Source organism: Barnesiella intestinihominis YIT 11860, assembly GCF_000296465.1.
In the GTDB taxonomy this organism is placed as follows: Bacteria; Bacteroidota; Bacteroidia; order Bacteroidales; family Barnesiellaceae; genus Barnesiella; species Barnesiella intestinihominis.
In genome coordinates this window covers 1,050,698-1,067,783 of the sequence record NZ_JH815203.1, presented here as the reverse complement: position 1 = coordinate 1,067,783, position 17,086 = coordinate 1,050,698, and the positions used below count along the sequence as shown (strand labels likewise).

Genomic DNA, 17,086 nt, shown 5'->3' with positions numbered 1-17,086 from the left:
TTTTTTTAACAAACTAAAAATCTCGATCTATGAATCTATTACAGAAAGTAGAACGGAATCATGGAAAACACAGTATGAAATTTCGGTTTTGTACGCGATTTTTCGTCTCCTTGATTCTTATGTGCGGATATTTGGGAGCAATGGCTCAGAATATACAAATATCCGGTGTTGTGAAAGATGTTGTTGGAGATCCGTTAATCGGTGTCAGTGTTCTTGTGAAAGGAGGAACAAAAGGAACCTCTACCGATTATAACGGCTTTTACACCATCTCGGCCCCAGCCGATGGAACGCTTGTTTTTTCATATGTGGGTATGGATACCCAAGAGGTGAAAATAGGCGGTTCGAAAAAATTAGATGTGACTATGACCGAAAATGGAAATTACATCGACGAAGTAGTCGTTATCGGTTATGGTACGGTAAAGAAACGTGATTTGACAGGATCTGTTTCTTCGGTGAAGAGCGATGATCTTAATCTTGCGGTAGCGCCTTCTGTTGCTCATGCCTTGCAAGGAAAAGCTGCCGGTTTGGTGATTTCTCAGAATAGTGCCCAGCCGGGTGGTGGATTGGATATCCGTGTACGTGGAGAGGGTTCTATCAATGGTTCTAAAACTCCTTTATACGTAGTGGACGGTTTTCCCATAACAGAATTGGAACAACCATCGACGACGAATGAAAGAATGGTTGCTGGGACACAGAGCGTATTGAATTTTATCAATCCGGCCGATATCGAATCTATCGAAGTTCTGAAAGATGCTTCGGCTACGGCCATCTATGGTTCCCGTGCTGCTAACGGTGTGGTTTTAATTACGACCAAGCGAGGAAAAGAGGGCCGGACGGTTGTCTCTTATTCGGGGTCTTATTCTATTCAGCAATACACCGATAATTACGATGTCTATAATCTGAAAGAGTGGATGAACGCCATGAATACTGCAACTTGGGATTTGTGGATGTATGAGAATAACGTTTATCCCTATGGAGATCGTACCTTGCAGGAGGCAATCGATTCTCCCAAAAACGGTGTGGCTTATAAACTGTCGTTTACCGATAAACAGATTGCAGCTGCCGGTGAAGGAACCGATTGGCTCGATTTGATTACCCGTAACGGTAGCGTGCAACAACACAATGTGAGTGTGCAAGGCGGTAGCAAAAATACCAATTTTATGATGTCATTGAATTACTATGATAATCGTGGTATTATTGAAAATTCGGGAATGAAACGTTATTCGGCAAAAATTAACGTGGATCAGGTTATCAATAAATATTTCAAAACCGGTGTCAACATTACAGCTTCTCGTATAGCTAACGATAATACGCAGCTCGGAGCCGAAGAATATGAAAAATCGGGTATGATTCGGGCTGCCGTACAGATGAATCCGAATATTCCGGCGCAAGATGAAGATGGCAATTATCCTGTCAATCCGCAGTTACCGACCCAGCCGAATCCGGCCTCATTGTTGTTGAATACGGATAAGGGATTGATGGATCGTATCTTGGCAAATGCGTATGTGACTTATGAACCGATCAAAGATTTGGTATTCAAGTTCAGTATGGGTATGGATAGGGCTCATCAAAGTCGTAAGACTTATATGCCTAAGGAGACTCTTTTTGGCGGTCTTTCCGACGGTATCGCTACGATTAGTGAAAACGATAGTGAGAAATATCTGATCGAGACGACCGGTAGCTATATGAAAGAGTTCAACCGTAATCACCGTATTAATGCGGTAGTGGGTTGGTCGGCCGAGTTTAATAAGGACTATTATGTAAGTGCCGGCAACAATGGATTTATCACCGATGCATTCTTATGGAACAGTCTTCAATCCGGGGAAGGTACGAAACAAGTGGCTTCCGGTGGTAGTGAGAATAAGATTTATTCGGCGTTCGCCCGTGTAGGATATACGTTCATGGATCGTTATTTGTTGACCGCTACTTTCCGTGCCGATGGAGCCAGCGTATTTGCCCGTAATCACAAGTGGGGCTATTTTCCGTCCGTGGCATTGGCTTGGAATATGGCCGAAGAGCCGTTTATGGAACCTGCCCGCTCGGTAGTATCGATGTTGAAACCTCGTGTCAGCTATGGTACGGTAGGAAATGCGACAGGTGTAACCAATAATGCTTTTGCAGCTTATTATGCACAGTTGGCATATAATAAACAGGATAATAGCCAACAAACAGGTGTATTTTTAGGGCGTTTGGAAAATCCCGATTTGAAATGGGAAACAACCAAAGAGTTCAACGTCGGTTTGGATTTTGCTTTGTTCGATGGACGTATTGGCGGTACGTTCGAATTTTTTGAACGTCGGATAACGGATTTGTTGACAGATAAACCTTTAAATACATATCATGACCTGACTTTCGTTTCGGCTAATATCGGTACGACAGGAGGACGGGGATTTGAATTTACCTTGAATACGAAAAATATCGTGACAAAAGATTTCTCTTGGTTCTCCGATATTACTTTCTCTCGTGTGAAAAACTGGTGGGTAGAGCATACGACCGATTGGAAACCTTCGGTATACGAAGGGGATAATGATCCTATTCGGGCCATTTATTCTCGTAAGGCCATCGGTATTATGCAAGAGGGAGACGAGGCTCCTGCTGCGCAACCTGATTTGAAACCGGGTCAGTTGATTATTGAGGACTTGAACGGTTATTTGCGTGACCCTGAGACTGGCGATCCCGTAGTTCGTAACGGACGTTTTGTTTTGACCGGGAAACCAGATGGTATTATCGACGATGCCGATAACCGTTTATTAGGCTCTTCGGATCCCGGGTTTACAATTGGTTTCAACAATACTTTCCGGTACAAAGGCTTCGACTTGAATTTCAATTTCTACGGCTCTTTCGACCGGGTGATGATGGATCCCACCCGTATGGCTTATGGCGTTTCTGCTTGGGGAATGGCACAGTATGGTTATAACGGATTGCGTTGTCTCGACGATCGCTGGATGCCCGATAATCCTTCGACTAAAAATCCCAGTTCTTTTTTCTCGGGTTCGACCTATGGATACGGAGACTGGTTCTATGAAGATGCTTGGTATATCCGCTTACAAAATATAACGTTGGGATATACGGTTCCTTCTACTGCTACTACACGGAAAATTTTCCAGAATATGCGTTTCCATGTCGATGTAAATAACGTATTCGTTATTACTCCTTATGGAGGTCTCGATCCTGAAACCGATTCTTATGCGGCGGCTTATCCCAATGCCCGCACGTTTACGGTCGGTGTAGATATTAAATTTTAGTAGACAACAATATAATACGGAATACAATGAAAAAGATTTTTCGAAAATTTACACTGTTGTTGCTGTTGGTTCCTATGCTGAATAGTTGCGAGTTGGATCCAATCGATTATAGCGATATAAATCCGTCTATCTTTCCTCAATCGAAAGAAGATTTGGAGGCAATGGTTCTTTCGTGTTACTATCCTCTGCGTGGTAGCTGGTGGGACGGTATCAATACGACTTCCGAAAGGGGGCAAATGTTTGTGAACGATGCTTGCACCGAAATTCTGGCGGGAAAGTTTGGCGCTCAGAAGTATTGCCATGAACTTTCTTTCAATACGGAAACTACCGATGTAACCTATTTTTATTATACTCGTGACGAGCCTTACGGTTTTATCGGTAAGATAAGTCGTTGTACTACGGTAATGAATATGATAGAAAAGAGCGAATTATCTCGCGAGGAAAAAGATCGTTATATCGCCGAGGTACGTTGTGCTCGTGGTTATCTGTCATACATTTTGTACGATATGTTCGGTCCGCTGGTAATTGCACCGGTAGAAGTTCTTGATGAGCCGTTGAATGAAGCTCCGCTTCCTCGTTTGTCTCGTGAGGAGATGGTTAAGTTTATCGAAGACGATTTGAAATTCGCTGCCGATAATTTGCCTTATCCGAAAGATACCGAGTATGGAAAATTTAGTAAAGGTTTGGCCAATATGTTGTTAATTCGTCTATATCTGCATGAAACTCCCGAAGACCAATCTTATTATAACAAGGTAGAGACTATTGCCCGAGAGATGATGACGGCCGATTATGGCTATGCGATGGTCGACGATTACCCGTCCTTGTTCGAATTGGCGGGACAGTCTAAATGCACGTCGGAATACATTTATATAATACCTTGTGCTATTGATGGTCCCAGTCAGAACCAGTGGCACATGATGGCTATGCCGCCGGATATCGATGGTCTCGTTCAAGGTTGGGCGACGGTACAAAGCACGTGGTATTTTTATGATTCGTTCGAGCCTAACGATACGCGTAAAACCTATTTGATTCCTGAATATACGACAGGAGACGGTGAGATTCGTAATCGGGAAAATCCCGATCAATATCTCGATTTGGGGCCTCTTCCCCAAAAGTATGAGATCGATCCTGCGGTTCCCGGTAGTGGCGGATATTCCGATTTGGATATAGTCGTATATCGTTATCCCGATGTATTGCTTTCGTTGGCCGAAGCTATCGTGATGAAACCGGGCGGCAGTGTGACGCAAGAGGCTGTCGACTTGATGAATGATGTTCGTGGCCGGGCTAAACTCGATGATAAAAAGTTATCCGATTTTCCCTCGAAAGAGTCATTTATCGATCAGTTGTTGATAGAAAGGGCTCATGAATTTTGGTGTGAAAGCGGTCAATACAGAGCCGATTTGATTCGTTTCGACAAACTGTTGGATAGGGTATTGGAATTGAATGCCGACCAAGCCCCTTATGCTTCGAAATATAAATATGTTTATCCATTACCTCCGTCGGTTATTGTCGATGGTAAAGGAAAGGTAATTCAAAATCCCGGATATACTATTTAAGAGATGGGGATCGGTGTCCCTCAAACGAGGGACACCGGTTTCTCTGACATTAATTCAATAATTAAATGAAAGAGCTATGAATATGATATTTAAATTATTCAGTGCCGGTGCATTGATGTTTTTGGGAGTGGCATGTACTTCTTGTGAGAAGGAAAATGAGAACAATAAGGAATCGAATATTCCTATGGAGCAGGTTTCTTATAAGGCTTCCAATGAAATAATCGTTAATCCCGAACGAGGTTTTTATAAAGCGACTTCTTGTGAAATGGGAATTTCGGGAGCGTTGAGTGTATCTACGTTGAAAAATTATCGTGCGAATGGATATTCTTTGATATTCAGGTATTTCTATTTGAAAAATTTTAGAGATAAAGCTCTTACTGACGAAGCTCTTCAATTTTTCGATAAAGATATGGCGGCTATGCGGGAGGCCGGTGTAAAGTGTGTGTTACGTTTTGCTTATACTAGTTTGGAGACTGAGCCTGATGCACCGCTGTCTATTATTCAAACACATATCGACCAATTGAAACCCTATTTGGCAAAGAACGCCGATGTAATAGCCGTTTGGCAAGCGGGGTTTATAGGTTCTTGGGGAGAGTGGTATTATACGACCAATAACTTGAATACACCGTCGGCTCGTAAGGCTGTCCTCGATAAATTGCTTGAAGCATTGCCGGAGGGACGTGTTGTTCAAGTGCGCACGCCTCAATATAAGCAGGAATATCTCCGATTGAACGGGAAGCCTATCACGGCATTGACTGCGGCAAATGCTTATACCAATGGAATTGCAGCGCGTATTGGCCACCACAATGACTGTTTCATGGCCAGTGAGACCGATTATGGAACGTACCAAAATGTGACCGAAGATAAAAAATATTTAGGTCAGGATGGTCTTTATTTGCCTATGGGTGGAGAGACTTGTCCTCCCGATGGGGTTTCTCCTGCCGATTGTAGTAAGGCTCAGGAAGAAATGCGTAACCTTCGTTGGTCTTATTTGAACAGCGATTATTATAAAGGCGTGAACGATCGTTGGATCGCTCAGGGCTGTATGGATAAAATTAAACGGGAGATGGGATATCGTTTTGTCCTTACTTCGGGCGGATATACGACTAATGTGACTCCGGGTCATTTACTGAAAGTCGTTTTGCGGGTGAAAAATGAAGGATATGCCGCTCCGTTTAATCCTCGGGCGGTAGAGTTGGTTTTGAGAAATGTATCGGACCAGACTACTTATGTTTTGCCTCTCGATGTCGACCCTCGTAAATGGAAACCCGATATGGAGAGCACTATCGAAATAGAAGCCGGATTGCCGACCGATATGCCGATTGGAGATTATGATATTTATCTGAATTTGCCGGATCCTATGGAAACATTGAGGGATAATCCCGATTATTCGATACAATTGGCGAATGAAGGCGTTTGGGAAGCTGAAACCGGATATAACAGTCTTTTAATGAGAATTAATGTAACTTCTGATGAGAAGACCGATATCTATAATGGAGATTCAGTATTTACGAAAAAATGAGTGATTCGTAAATGAAGTGATATAATTTATTAACCAAAAAGATTACTGTGATGAAAAAAACAATGAAGTATTTTATGTTTTTACTGGTAAGTACAATGGTTGTATTTACTTCTTGTAAAGACGATGATGAACCTAATGGAGGTGGCGGTACTGCTGGGAACTCTGCTATTTCAGAACTGGCGGTAACTCCGAATGCCGATGTAAAATATGGCGATGAGGTGACTTTGACGGCTAAATTTGCCGATGAAAAAGGTTTGCGTCAATATATGATTTCGGTAAGTAATGCCAATGGGGCGTTTTATGAAACGACAAAAATGCTTACCGGAAAAACGTATGACATGAATGAAAAGATAGCTCTTCCGTTACCTAAAAATGCAGTAGCCGGGGATTTGACTATTTCGGTTACGGTGAAAAATTCCAGCAATGAGTTGAGTACAGAAGAAGTTGGCATTAAAGGTGTGACGCTTCCGACATTTGATGCTCTTTATCTGGCCTTAGATAACAATTTGGTCTATACGATGGAAAAGGACGGAAATGTATTTTCCGTGGAAGATTTTATTCCGGCCGGTGCTACGGGCAAGATTTATGCCAATAGCAATAAAACCGGTATGTCGTGGGGTATGGAAGGAGACGAGATTATAGCTCTTGGAAAAGACAATATCGTATTCGGTGGCGAGGAAGAAGCCTATTTTAAAATTTCGTTTAATGCAGTTAGTTTCGAATTGACTTTGGGTAATGCTCAAAATTGGTCGCCGATTAGCGAATCGCTTTATATCTTCGGTACGATTTCCGGTCACTGGGACGATAACGATGCTCCCGACAATGGTATTTGGATAGAACGTTCGAAAACGAAGATGCAGGGATATCAAAATGGTAATCGCAAATATTGGGCATGGACTCCGCCGTCGGACGGTACGGGTAGCGTAGAAACCGATATGTGGGGTGCTATCGTTGCCGGACAATTTTATTTCAAAGAGGGAGGAAAAGATAATTTCTTGACATTCGCCAATCGTCAATTGACTTTGGGAGCAGAGGACAAGGCTGCCAGCTTCTCGATTACTTTGGGCGGAGCTTTCTCGATGAAAGTGTTTAAAGAAGGTGAAGAATATACCAAAGTAGAGTTGAGCGACGGTACTCGCACATTGGCTTATACCAACGAAGGTATTTATATTAACGGAGCATTGGCTCCTTCTGCCATATCTTTCTGTGGCTCTTCGTTGGCGTTGATCGATGGAGAGTACTTCTCGTACGAGGGATTGGCTCAGTTGACGAAAGACCAAACCGTAACGGCCGAGGGAGTCGATTTGTCTATGGCTTATTGTGATCACGACGTGTTTACCGGGGCCGGTAATCCTACTTGGAAGATGATTGCCCCGACAGGCGAATACTTGATACGTCTTGATGCTTTCTCGGGGACGGTTTACGTCATGAATAACGTGGGTTATCCCGATGTAATTTATATGGACGGCTGGTGTTGGAATAGATTTATGGGTATTGAACGTGGCTCTTGGAATGAAAAGACTCGTTTAACGTTGTATCGCACTTCGCCGACGGCGAATACCTATCAGGCGATAGCTACCGTTTTGCCGTGGGGTGGTGACGTTTCGTTCTGGGCAGCTCCTTATACGGCAGAGGAATATGGTAAATACTGTATTTCTGCGAAATATTTTGACGGGGTGACTCCTGCTGGCGATAGTGGTTTGTTATTACCTGTTCCGACAGAAGAAACTTACTATAAAATAGTTGTCGATTTGAAAGACGGATTTACTATCGACAAAGAAAATCTGGACGGTAATTATTACACGATTGTTCCGGCAAACGGTAAGAAATTTACGGTCACATTTACTCCTACAACATTATAATTACATAGCTTTTTCATTCTTTTATTGCGGAGCGGCAATCCCGCCGCTCCGCTTTTATTTTCTTAAATTCGATATATCATGATGAAAAAAATTATACATCTCTTTTTCCCGGTTATTATGCTTTCTCTTTTTTCTTGTCACGATACAGAAGCGAAACATGAAATGGAAGAACCGGATTTCGACGGCTTCGTAAAGATATCGTTGCAGTCGCAAATTACAGGAGTACAACCGATGACGGGTATCGTTTTGTGGGCAGATAACGCCAAGCGGAATACCGATGCCATCAGCCTTGAATATTCGTATATGCAATATACGGATATAGTGAAAGAAAAAGGCGTGTATGACTGGACTCCTCTCGAACAAATTCTCGATGCTGTCGCATCCCGAAAGCATCAAGCCATTATCCGATTTTGGTATACCTATCCGGGATATGAAAGCGCTGTGCCTCAATATATCCGCGAGTTGCCCGATTATGAAGAAACCGTGGCGTTGAGTGAGGGAAAACGGACCGGATTTCCCGACTGGCGGCATCCCGAGTTACAACGGTTCCACAAAGAGTTTTATCAGAAGTTTGCAGAACGGTATGACAATGATCCGCGTTTGGCATTCCTTCAAACCGGTTTCGGCTTATGGGCTGAGTACCATATATACGATGGGCCGAGAATTATGGGACAGACATTTCCCTCCAAAGAATTTCAAGCCGAGTTTTTCAGGTTTATGAGCGAAACATTCAAGAGTACACCGTGGAGCGTTTCTATCGATGCCGCAAGTTCGGAATATACTCCTTTGGAAGCCGATGCTTCATTGAGAAATCTAAAATTCGGTGTGTTCGACGACTCGTTTATGCACGAGACGCACGACGAGTATAACGGCAAAAATTGGAAGATTTTGGGAGAAAAACGATATCAGACTTCGCCCGCAGGAGGTGAGTTCGGCTATTATACGAAATATGATCAGGAACATGTATTGGATTATCCCGACGGTATACATGGCCGGAATTTCGAAGGTGAGTCCAAACGGTTTCACATAACTTATATGATCGGGAATAACCAGCCTTCGTACCAGACAATGAATAGAATCAAACAAGCGAGTATGCTGTGCGGCTATCGTTATGAAATAACAGATGTGAGAGTGAAAGAGGACTCTACTTGTGTACAGATAAAGAATTCGGGAGTGGCTCCCATTTATTACGATGCCTACGTCGCAGTCAATGGAGTTCGTTCCGAGTCCAGCTTGAAAGACTTACAGCCGGGTCAGAGCCGTTGGGTAGGGATACCGGCCGGTAGTACCGATATGGAGATAACCATAGAATGCGATCGTTTGGTAAGCGGACAAAAAATCGAATTTGACGCCGATGTAAAAGGCGAATAATGAGGGTGAATGCCGGATAATGGCAATAACCGTTTATGCTTGCCGAGAGTTATACTTACTATTAATCCTTAATTTAATCCAAATGAAAAAGTTTTTATTGTTATCATTATTTTTGTCAGCTCTGTATGTGAGGGCGGCGGTTGTTCCGGTTTCGGGAACGGAAACTATTGCCGACGCTGTCTCTTCGGCAGTGGCAGGCGATATCATCGAGTTGTCCGAAGCTGTTACCTATGTAGGAAATGTCACGATAGATAAGTCCCTTACTCTACGTGCTGCCGAGGGGTTGGAGTCGGCTCCGATCATTCAAGGAAAGCTTTCGATAAAAGACGGGGCTACCATTCGGGGAATCGTTTTTGATGGAGCCTCCGAAGTTGCCGATGCGATTCGAATCGATGATACGGTCACCGGAGCTCCGGTGGTTATATCCGGTTGTACGGTACGTAATTATACCAATCGTTTTGTCTATGTTTCTTTGTCCGGTAAAATAGAATCGTTGACGATCGACGATTGTATGTTTATAGGGGCGGACAACAGTACGACAAACAAAGCGATTTATGCTTCTAGCGCTCATACGCAGGTCGAAACTCTTTCCGTTACTAATTCTACATTCCTTAATTTTAATACAGGGAGCAATTATTTCTTCCGTATAAATTGTGGCGAAGAACTAGTCTTGATGCCGGTTGTATTGATCGACCATTGTACTTTCTATAACTGCTATGACCGTCGTGGCGTATATCTGTATAATGCAGGCCGTTCGACGATAAAAAATTGTATTTCGGCATTTTCGGAAAGAAGAGACGATACCAAGAGCTTTACGGCCTACGGAGATGAAAGCATTGTAAAGAACGTTATCTCCTATAACGTGGATTTGTATGGAAGTGCACCGAAAGAGAATATTATATCCAAGAATCCTCTGTTTGTAGATGCAGAGAATGGAAACTTCCAACTGTACAAAGATTCTCCGGCTGTGGGAGCCGGTGATGACGGTAGCGATTTGGGCGACCCGCGCTGGGGCGTTTCTACTGAAAACGCACCGGTAGGCGAATTGCCTTATGAGTGTTTCAAAAAACCATACAGTATGTTCCCGACAACCCATTCGGTGCGTATTCTTTGGCAGACGTTGGATGCTAATCCGTCTGGTACGGTTTATTATGGGAAAACACCCGATTTAGGACAAAAGGTCACAGCCGAGACTGGTTGGAATGTGGACGGCGAGGGATTTGTGCACGTCATCGAATTGACGGGACTCGAACCTTTTACAGAATATTATTATCAGGTGGGGGACGAAAGTCGTCGTTATGAAACAATTTGTACGGCGAAAACAGCCCCAGAGAAAGGAACCGATTTCCGTTTGATTGCGTTCAGCGATGTACATGATAACGATGAAAAGATTTGGCAGAACTCGGCTCCGATTATGTTGGGTGTCGATCCCGATATGTGGATTACTATCGGCGATTTGGTAAATAAAGGCGATATGCGCACTTGGAACTCGGCATTTTTTATTCCCGGAGAATCCATGCTTACAGCGAAGACTCTTACTTCCGTTATCGGTAATCATGAAACGATGGATAAATCCGATGAAAACGGCCCTACTACTTATTACGATTATTTTTCTGTCCCATCTCATGGATATATCGATACCGATGAACGGATAGACCCGAGAGGAGAGTCCTATTTCGCTATGGACTACGGCGATGTGAAAATTATCGGTTGTAACTGGAATGAAGGTAAAGACGATCCTTCGTTTGCCACTGGTTCGAAACAGTTGACTTGGTTGGACGAGCAATTAACGAATGCCGATTCGAAATGGATATTTATTTTTGCGCATGTCAATGTCTATTCAACCAGTTATCATGGGCAGTGGTCGGCCAGCCAAAAGGAATATATAGCGCCGTTGTTGGAGAAACACGCATTGGCGGGTAAGCATATTCTTGTCTTTGGTGGTGACGAACATAATTTCGAGCATCTATATAAGGCGGGCGTGCACTATCTTCGTCCGGGTGCGATGAACGGGAGCAACCGGGATCAATATAACATGGTAGATAAACCGTATAGTTTGATGTTTAATAAGATTGCCGGATTCTCTACGATCGATGTGTCGGAGAATGGCGAAAAGGTCAAATTGATTGCTTGCGACAGAGACGGGAATGAATTTTATTCGTATGAATTTACTCGTTCGGGAGGTTTAAAGCCGAGTTTATATATTACGGAACCGAACGGAAATAACGACCCGGTGACCGATAGTTTTAAAATCAAATGGACCTGTTTCGATCCTCAGGGTACGGCAAAAATCAATTTGTATTATTCTTTGGACAGTGTTAACGGAACTTCTATTGTAACAGGGTTATCCAGCGATATACAGGCAATAGACTCGTACGATTGGAATGTACGCAATTTACAACCGAAAGGAGATTATTGGATTTATGGAACTATCGACGATGGAGTGAATGCTCCCGTAAGGGCTTATGCCAAAGGTAAGGTGTCGGTTGTATGGGATACTACGCCTCCTCCTGCACCGAGTGAATTTACAGGAAATTTTGTCGATGGGAGAATTACGCTTTCTTGGAAAAATCCGGTTTATGAGATACCGGTGAACATTACGGTGGACGATTTCGAGAATGGAATAACTTCGGTCGAAGGTGTAGGCGATAGCGGTGGTAGAGGGTCTCTTGAAGAGGTAGACGGTTATGAGGGAAAGGCTCTCCAAATGACTTATGATATCGACAAGGCTTGGGGTGAATATGCGGCGGTTCTCGTTTTTGAAAAGGCACGAGATTTTTCTGATTCTCCTTATTTGGAGTTTTGGTATAAGGGAGATGGGTCGAGCCGGACATTGCGTCTTATTGTAAAAGAAGATAACGACTTGGACGGTAATGCCGATGACTGGTGGTATAACGAAACATTGCCGTTGAATTCGACCGAATGGAAAAAAGCGAAAATAGATATTCGCACTTTCCAAGCGTTCGATTGGCATCCGAATACGAGTAAGAAATGTGATGCTTTGCGAGTGATCTCGTTGGATTTCGTCGTTCCCAGTAGTGCACCGTGCAGCGGTGGAGTGTTGGCTCTCGATGATATTGCTATGACAGGACTTATTAACCCGGCTCCCGATTTTGAGGCGACGACTATTGTCCGCCGTAATGACCGGTTCGCTGCTGATGAAACGGACGGCGAGATCGTTTATGATGGAGAGGGCGAGTGCTATACGGATTCCGAGTTAGAAAAAGCGACTTACTATTATGCTGCTTTTTCTCACGATGATTTGAAAAACTATTCGGCATTTACCGAGGCGGCTACTTGGAAATATACGGTGACGACGGGTGTTGACGGTAATAAGAGAGTAGATTTTACGGTTGCTCCCAATCCAGTTCGCGAATATGTAACCGTAACTTTTCCCGGAGATAGCGTATCGGAACTCTCGGTCATAAATTCACAAGGGGAAATTGTTATGAGAGAAAAACTTAAAGAATCGGTTACTTCTTTGCCTGTTGAGGGGTTGTCCCCCGGAATTTATTTGGTTTCCGTGAAATCGTCGGGGCAGATATATAATCGGAAAATTGTCGTGGAGTAGTGTTAATAAAAAATGAAGTCCGGCAGAAAAATCGAGAATCGGTTTCTGCCGGACTTTTTTATTTTGAATGATGTAATGAAGTTTTTCCCAACTTTTAAATCGTTATAATGATAGTCTTGGTTAGAGATGTAATTACGAAAATCAACGGTATAGACCGAAGTTGGGGTCTTCATTACAATAGTTTATACGCTGTTGAATCCACGCTTTAAGCTTATCGAAGTTTTCTCGGAAGTCGAAAGAGCTTTCGCTTAATCTCCAATCCACGCTGTAATCGGCAGGCCAAAGCACTCCGTTCTCTTTGGCCGAAGGTTCTATGAGGGTAGCGTATTCTTCCATATAGGCTTTCAATTCGGGATAACCATCTTTGACAAAAGCATTCCACTTTTGTTGATATAGCGTGCGTATCTCTTCATTGCTCAGCAAGGCTTTGATGAAAGTGTAGCCGCCACAGTCTCCGTTGTTGTCGACCATAGGAGTATTGGCAGGAGCACCTTCTCTTCCGTCGAATGTAAATGCCCAGTCGAAGTCCCATACCGGGCCGAATTTGTAGACTCCATCGAGTGAATCTTTATAAAGTTTGAAACTCTTGGGATGCCTCATTTCATGATTGGAAGATAGAGAATTGACCATGAAGAAATTAACGACCGATTCAATGTCGATATATTCTTTTAAACTACCTGTCGAGGGAGTTGTCATCACGGCGGTGAGCATGGCTGAGAAATCGTTCTTCCATGTATCGAAATATTCATCGGCCGTGAGTCCGAGGGCAGGAGCTATTTCGGTTAGATCAGGATCGGAGATCATTACGGGTAGAGTGCCTTGGTTATTGTTTCCGTTCTGAACTGCGGTATGAGAATAGAGATCGTAAGCGAATTTGTAATCTTCGTCGTAGTTCGAGTCTATTTCGAATAACATTCCTTTTTCTTCATCGATATCGACGCTGCCACTGCCGATTCCTGTTTTTTCGGTGAGCATATACTAGCCTTTGCAGATGCCGTTGAAATAGACTTTTACCGGTATACAGTGGTTGGCAAAAGGCATTTCGAGGTAATTGGCAAGCCAAAGAGCTACGGTATTGCGCATAAGAGAGCAGTCGATGTAGTTGGCGATCAACGCGAATGATTTTGCTTTCTTCATGCCGCAGACCGCTGTTTTCTTATCCATTTTGAAACGATAGGGTTTCTTTTTCATATTCCACGTGGAGTTACCTCGACCGCGAAATATAACTTCTTGTTCGGGCAGGTCGTCGTACATTCCGTTCCCGTCCATGCGCAGTATGGCCGGATGTTCGTCACTCTTGCTGCCGGTAAGTTCCGTCCACTCGGGGTGATCGGTTAGATTCACGTGAAATTCGGGAATCCCTGTGGAACGGATTACAACGCTGTCGATAGCTTCTATATCGATAGTGGTCGTATTACCTTTGGCATCGGTCACTAGCATTTTGTCGTAACCCGAGGAGGGTGATCCCTGATAGGTTATTTCTTGTACGTTGTTGAACGTATTGAATTGCTTGTCGTTGCGGAACACGTGGAAATGCTCGTGTTGAGCCATTGCAGAACCGCTTATGAGAACGGCTGCGGTGAGAAGTAGAACTTTTTTCATTTTGCAACCGCTATTTTAAGTGTGTTTTTATTATAAGTCAATACATATATGCCTTTGGGCAGTTCGGAGATAGAGAGCTCGTAATCGCCCTCGGCACGGCTATTTTTAACTATTCGCCCGTCGATGGAACAAAGAGTGACCGTGGAACCCTCGGGTAAGTTACTGAGAATGATTCTGTCGGAGTTGAGTATGCAATTTGTTCCGCTTGCGGTCGGCGATTCTATTCCGGTCCACACGTCGTCGCTGCCTGCACTTGTAGAGAATGTCCAGTTTTTTATGTCGATGACAGGCAGGACTATGTCGCCTTTGGTGCAAGTGATTACTAGATTCCCTTCGGCAACCGCTGTTTTCATATCGTCTTCGATGGTTACTTTCATTTCGGAGCCATCTGATTGGTTGACGATAATGCTCTTGTAAGAGGCTGCCGGAAGATGATGTGGTATTGTGGCAAAGAGACCCAAAAGAAGAGGTATTACAATCTTTTTCATGGTAAATTAAATTTGTTTAATAAATTTAGTTACAAAGCTACATGTTTTAATCATGTTAATCAAGAGATTTTTTTGAATTTATATTCAAAAAAAACAATATATTATGTCTTGGTTTATCGAATAGTTCTGTAAATTTTTTATTGAATGCAGAGTTATCCCGTAGCCGATGTTGAAACTGACTTTGTCCCGATATTACTATCGGTTAGTATATTCAAAATAACCTCTGTGTTTCTCCATTTGAGGGAATGGAAGTGTTGACGATTATGGTCGAAGGATAGAGATTAAGGTAGTTGGAAAAAAATAAAAAATGAAATCCGGCAGAAAAATCAAGAAAAGACTTCTGCCGGATTTTTGTTATTGCAAATAAGGTAATAAAACGTCTTTCCAGACTAGATAACCATCTCCGAGCAGATGCAGTCCGTCATTCGTATATTGAGGATCGAGTACGGTCGTTCCCGGAGTCGTCAGATGTGGAAACAGATCGATATATGTATATTTCTCTATCGGGGCAAGCTCTTCTAATTGCTGGTTTATTTCAATAATTTGGGGCGTTTTTCCCATAATCGTTTTGAATCGTTCGAAAGAGTCGTTCGTGGGTAACAAACTTTGTATGTAAAGTCGTGTGGAAGGGGTCTCTTTCTTAATCTTTCGAATGATTTGGGTTATGTTCTTAACGATGCTGTCGGTTGATAAATGATGCGCGATGTCATTGATACCGATCATCAGGAATATTTTTGCCGGTTTCCCTTTGATAATCGGGTCGAGACGATCGTAAACCCCCATCGAAACGTCCGAACTTATTCCTCTGTTTTTGATATTGGGGTTATTGAATAACTCGTGCCATTCGCAACCGTTCGTGATACTGTTTCCTAAAAATACAATATCGTCGCTGTCGATAGGTAACTTCTCGAATAATGTGGAGCGTTGGTAATAAAACTGATTATATTGGTATGCTTCTTGTGCCGACAGGCTCATTAAGCATATCGATAGCCCTAAAAGGATAAAAAACTGTTTCATAAATTCGATGTGTTTATGAGTTTGGATTTTCTGCGTGGTAGGCATCGACTGCTTTTTTCACAGAGCCGTGCAGAAGCAATAATCGTTTGGCTTGGTCATAGTCCATACCCAGTTCTTCCGACACCATGCGCGTACCCCTGTCTACTAGTTTTTGGTTGGAGAGCTGCATATTTACCATACGGTTACCTTTGACCCGTCCCAATTGTATCATGACAGATGTTGTTATCATGTTGAGAATCATTTTTTGCCCAGTTCCCGATTTCATGCGGGAACTCCCCGTAACGTATTCAGGTCCGACAATCATTTCGATCGCTACGTCGGCCTCTTTCGATATGGGGGAATCGGGGTTACTCGATATGGAACCGGTGAGAATACCGTGCTCTCTTGCCGCATGTAAAGCTCCGATAACATAAGGGGTTGTACCCGATGCCGCGATTCCTATTACCGTGTCTTTTTCGTTGATGTTATGCTCTTTCAGTTCTTCCCAGCCGCGGTTCATGTCGTCTTCGGCGTTTTCGACCGGATTGCGTAAAGCTGTATCGCCGCCGGCGATTAGTCCGATGACCAATGTCGGGGGCATACCGAATGTCGGGGGAATTTCGGAAGCGTCGAGTACTCCGAGACGTCCGCTGGTTCCGGCTCCCATATAGAAAATGCGTCCGCCTTGTTTCATGCGGGGAACGATTTGAGATACCAATTTTTCTATTTGAGGAATCGCTTTTTTCACGGCCAAAGCGACTTTCTGGTCTTCGGTATTGATATCTTGCAATATTTCCAATACCGATTTTTTTTCGAGGTTGTCGTAAAGAGACGGTTGTTCGGTTATTTTTACGAATGCCATAATATGCGTTT

Annotated in this window: 11 protein-coding genes; 6 read left to right on the top strand and 5 right to left on the bottom strand. The window is 43.3% G+C overall.

The window, feature by feature from the left end:
- Positions 1-29 precede the first annotated feature (29 nt).
- The 6 genes from HMPREF9448_RS04275 to HMPREF9448_RS04250 all read left to right on the top strand — a co-directional run bounded on the left by HMPREF9448_RS04275 (position 30) and on the right by HMPREF9448_RS04250 (position 13,127).
- Entirely contained in the window at positions 30-3,245 is a 3,216-nt protein-coding gene (locus HMPREF9448_RS04275; RefSeq protein ID WP_008861366.1) for a SusC/RagA family TonB-linked outer membrane protein, read from the top strand.
- A gap of 26 nt (positions 3,246-3,271) precedes the next feature.
- Complete coding sequence (locus tag HMPREF9448_RS04270; protein ID WP_008861365.1) at positions 3,272-4,801, top strand: RagB/SusD family nutrient uptake outer membrane protein; 1,530 nt, start codon at positions 3,272-3,274, stop codon at positions 4,799-4,801.
- Positions 4,802-4,877: 76 nt separating this feature from the next.
- On the top strand, positions 4,878-6,323 hold the full coding sequence (locus HMPREF9448_RS04265) for a DUF4832 domain-containing protein (protein WP_008861364.1): 1,446 nt from the start codon (positions 4,878-4,880) through the stop codon (positions 6,321-6,323).
- Between the two features lie 50 nt (positions 6,324-6,373).
- Positions 6,374-8,185 (top strand): hypothetical protein, encoded by a 1,812-nt coding sequence (locus HMPREF9448_RS04260; protein ID WP_040295876.1) that lies wholly within the window; start codon positions 6,374-6,376, stop codon positions 8,183-8,185.
- Between the two features lie 78 nt (positions 8,186-8,263).
- Positions 8,264-9,556, top strand: a complete 1,293-nt coding sequence (locus tag HMPREF9448_RS04255; RefSeq protein WP_008861362.1) for a DUF4832 domain-containing protein — start codon at positions 8,264-8,266, stop codon at positions 9,554-9,556.
- An 82-nt stretch (positions 9,557-9,638) separates the two neighbouring features.
- A complete protein-coding gene (locus HMPREF9448_RS04250) occupies positions 9,639-13,127 on the top strand; it encodes a fibronectin type III domain-containing protein (protein WP_008861361.1) in 3,489 nt (1,162 codons plus the stop codon).
- Between the two features lie 141 nt (positions 13,128-13,268).
- Here HMPREF9448_RS04250 and HMPREF9448_RS04245 read toward each other — a convergent pair whose 3' ends face one another.
- The 5 genes from HMPREF9448_RS04245 to murQ form a co-directional block, all read right to left on the bottom strand.
- Positions 13,269-14,102, bottom strand: a complete 834-nt coding sequence (locus HMPREF9448_RS04245; RefSeq protein WP_008861360.1) for a CotH kinase family protein — start codon at positions 14,100-14,102, stop codon at positions 13,269-13,271.
- Between the two features lie 3 nt (positions 14,103-14,105).
- Entirely contained in the window at positions 14,106-14,729 is a 624-nt protein-coding gene (locus tag HMPREF9448_RS04240; RefSeq protein ID WP_008861359.1) for a CotH kinase family protein, read from the bottom strand.
- Positions 14,726-15,217: a T9SS type A sorting domain-containing protein gene (locus HMPREF9448_RS04235; protein WP_008861358.1), complete on the bottom strand. Its 492-nt coding sequence runs from the start codon at positions 15,215-15,217 to the stop codon at positions 14,726-14,728. The genes HMPREF9448_RS04240 and HMPREF9448_RS04235 overlap by 4 nt, the downstream gene beginning before the upstream one ends.
- Before the next feature lie 354 nt (positions 15,218-15,571).
- Entirely contained in the window at positions 15,572-16,234 is a 663-nt protein-coding gene (locus HMPREF9448_RS04230) for a GDSL-type esterase/lipase family protein (RefSeq protein ID WP_008861357.1), read from the bottom strand.
- A 13-nt stretch (positions 16,235-16,247) separates the two neighbouring features.
- On the bottom strand, positions 16,248-17,075 hold the full coding sequence (gene murQ / locus HMPREF9448_RS04225; RefSeq protein ID WP_008861356.1) for an N-acetylmuramic acid 6-phosphate etherase: 828 nt from the start codon (positions 17,073-17,075) through the stop codon (positions 16,248-16,250).
- Positions 17,076-17,086 lie beyond the last annotated feature (11 nt).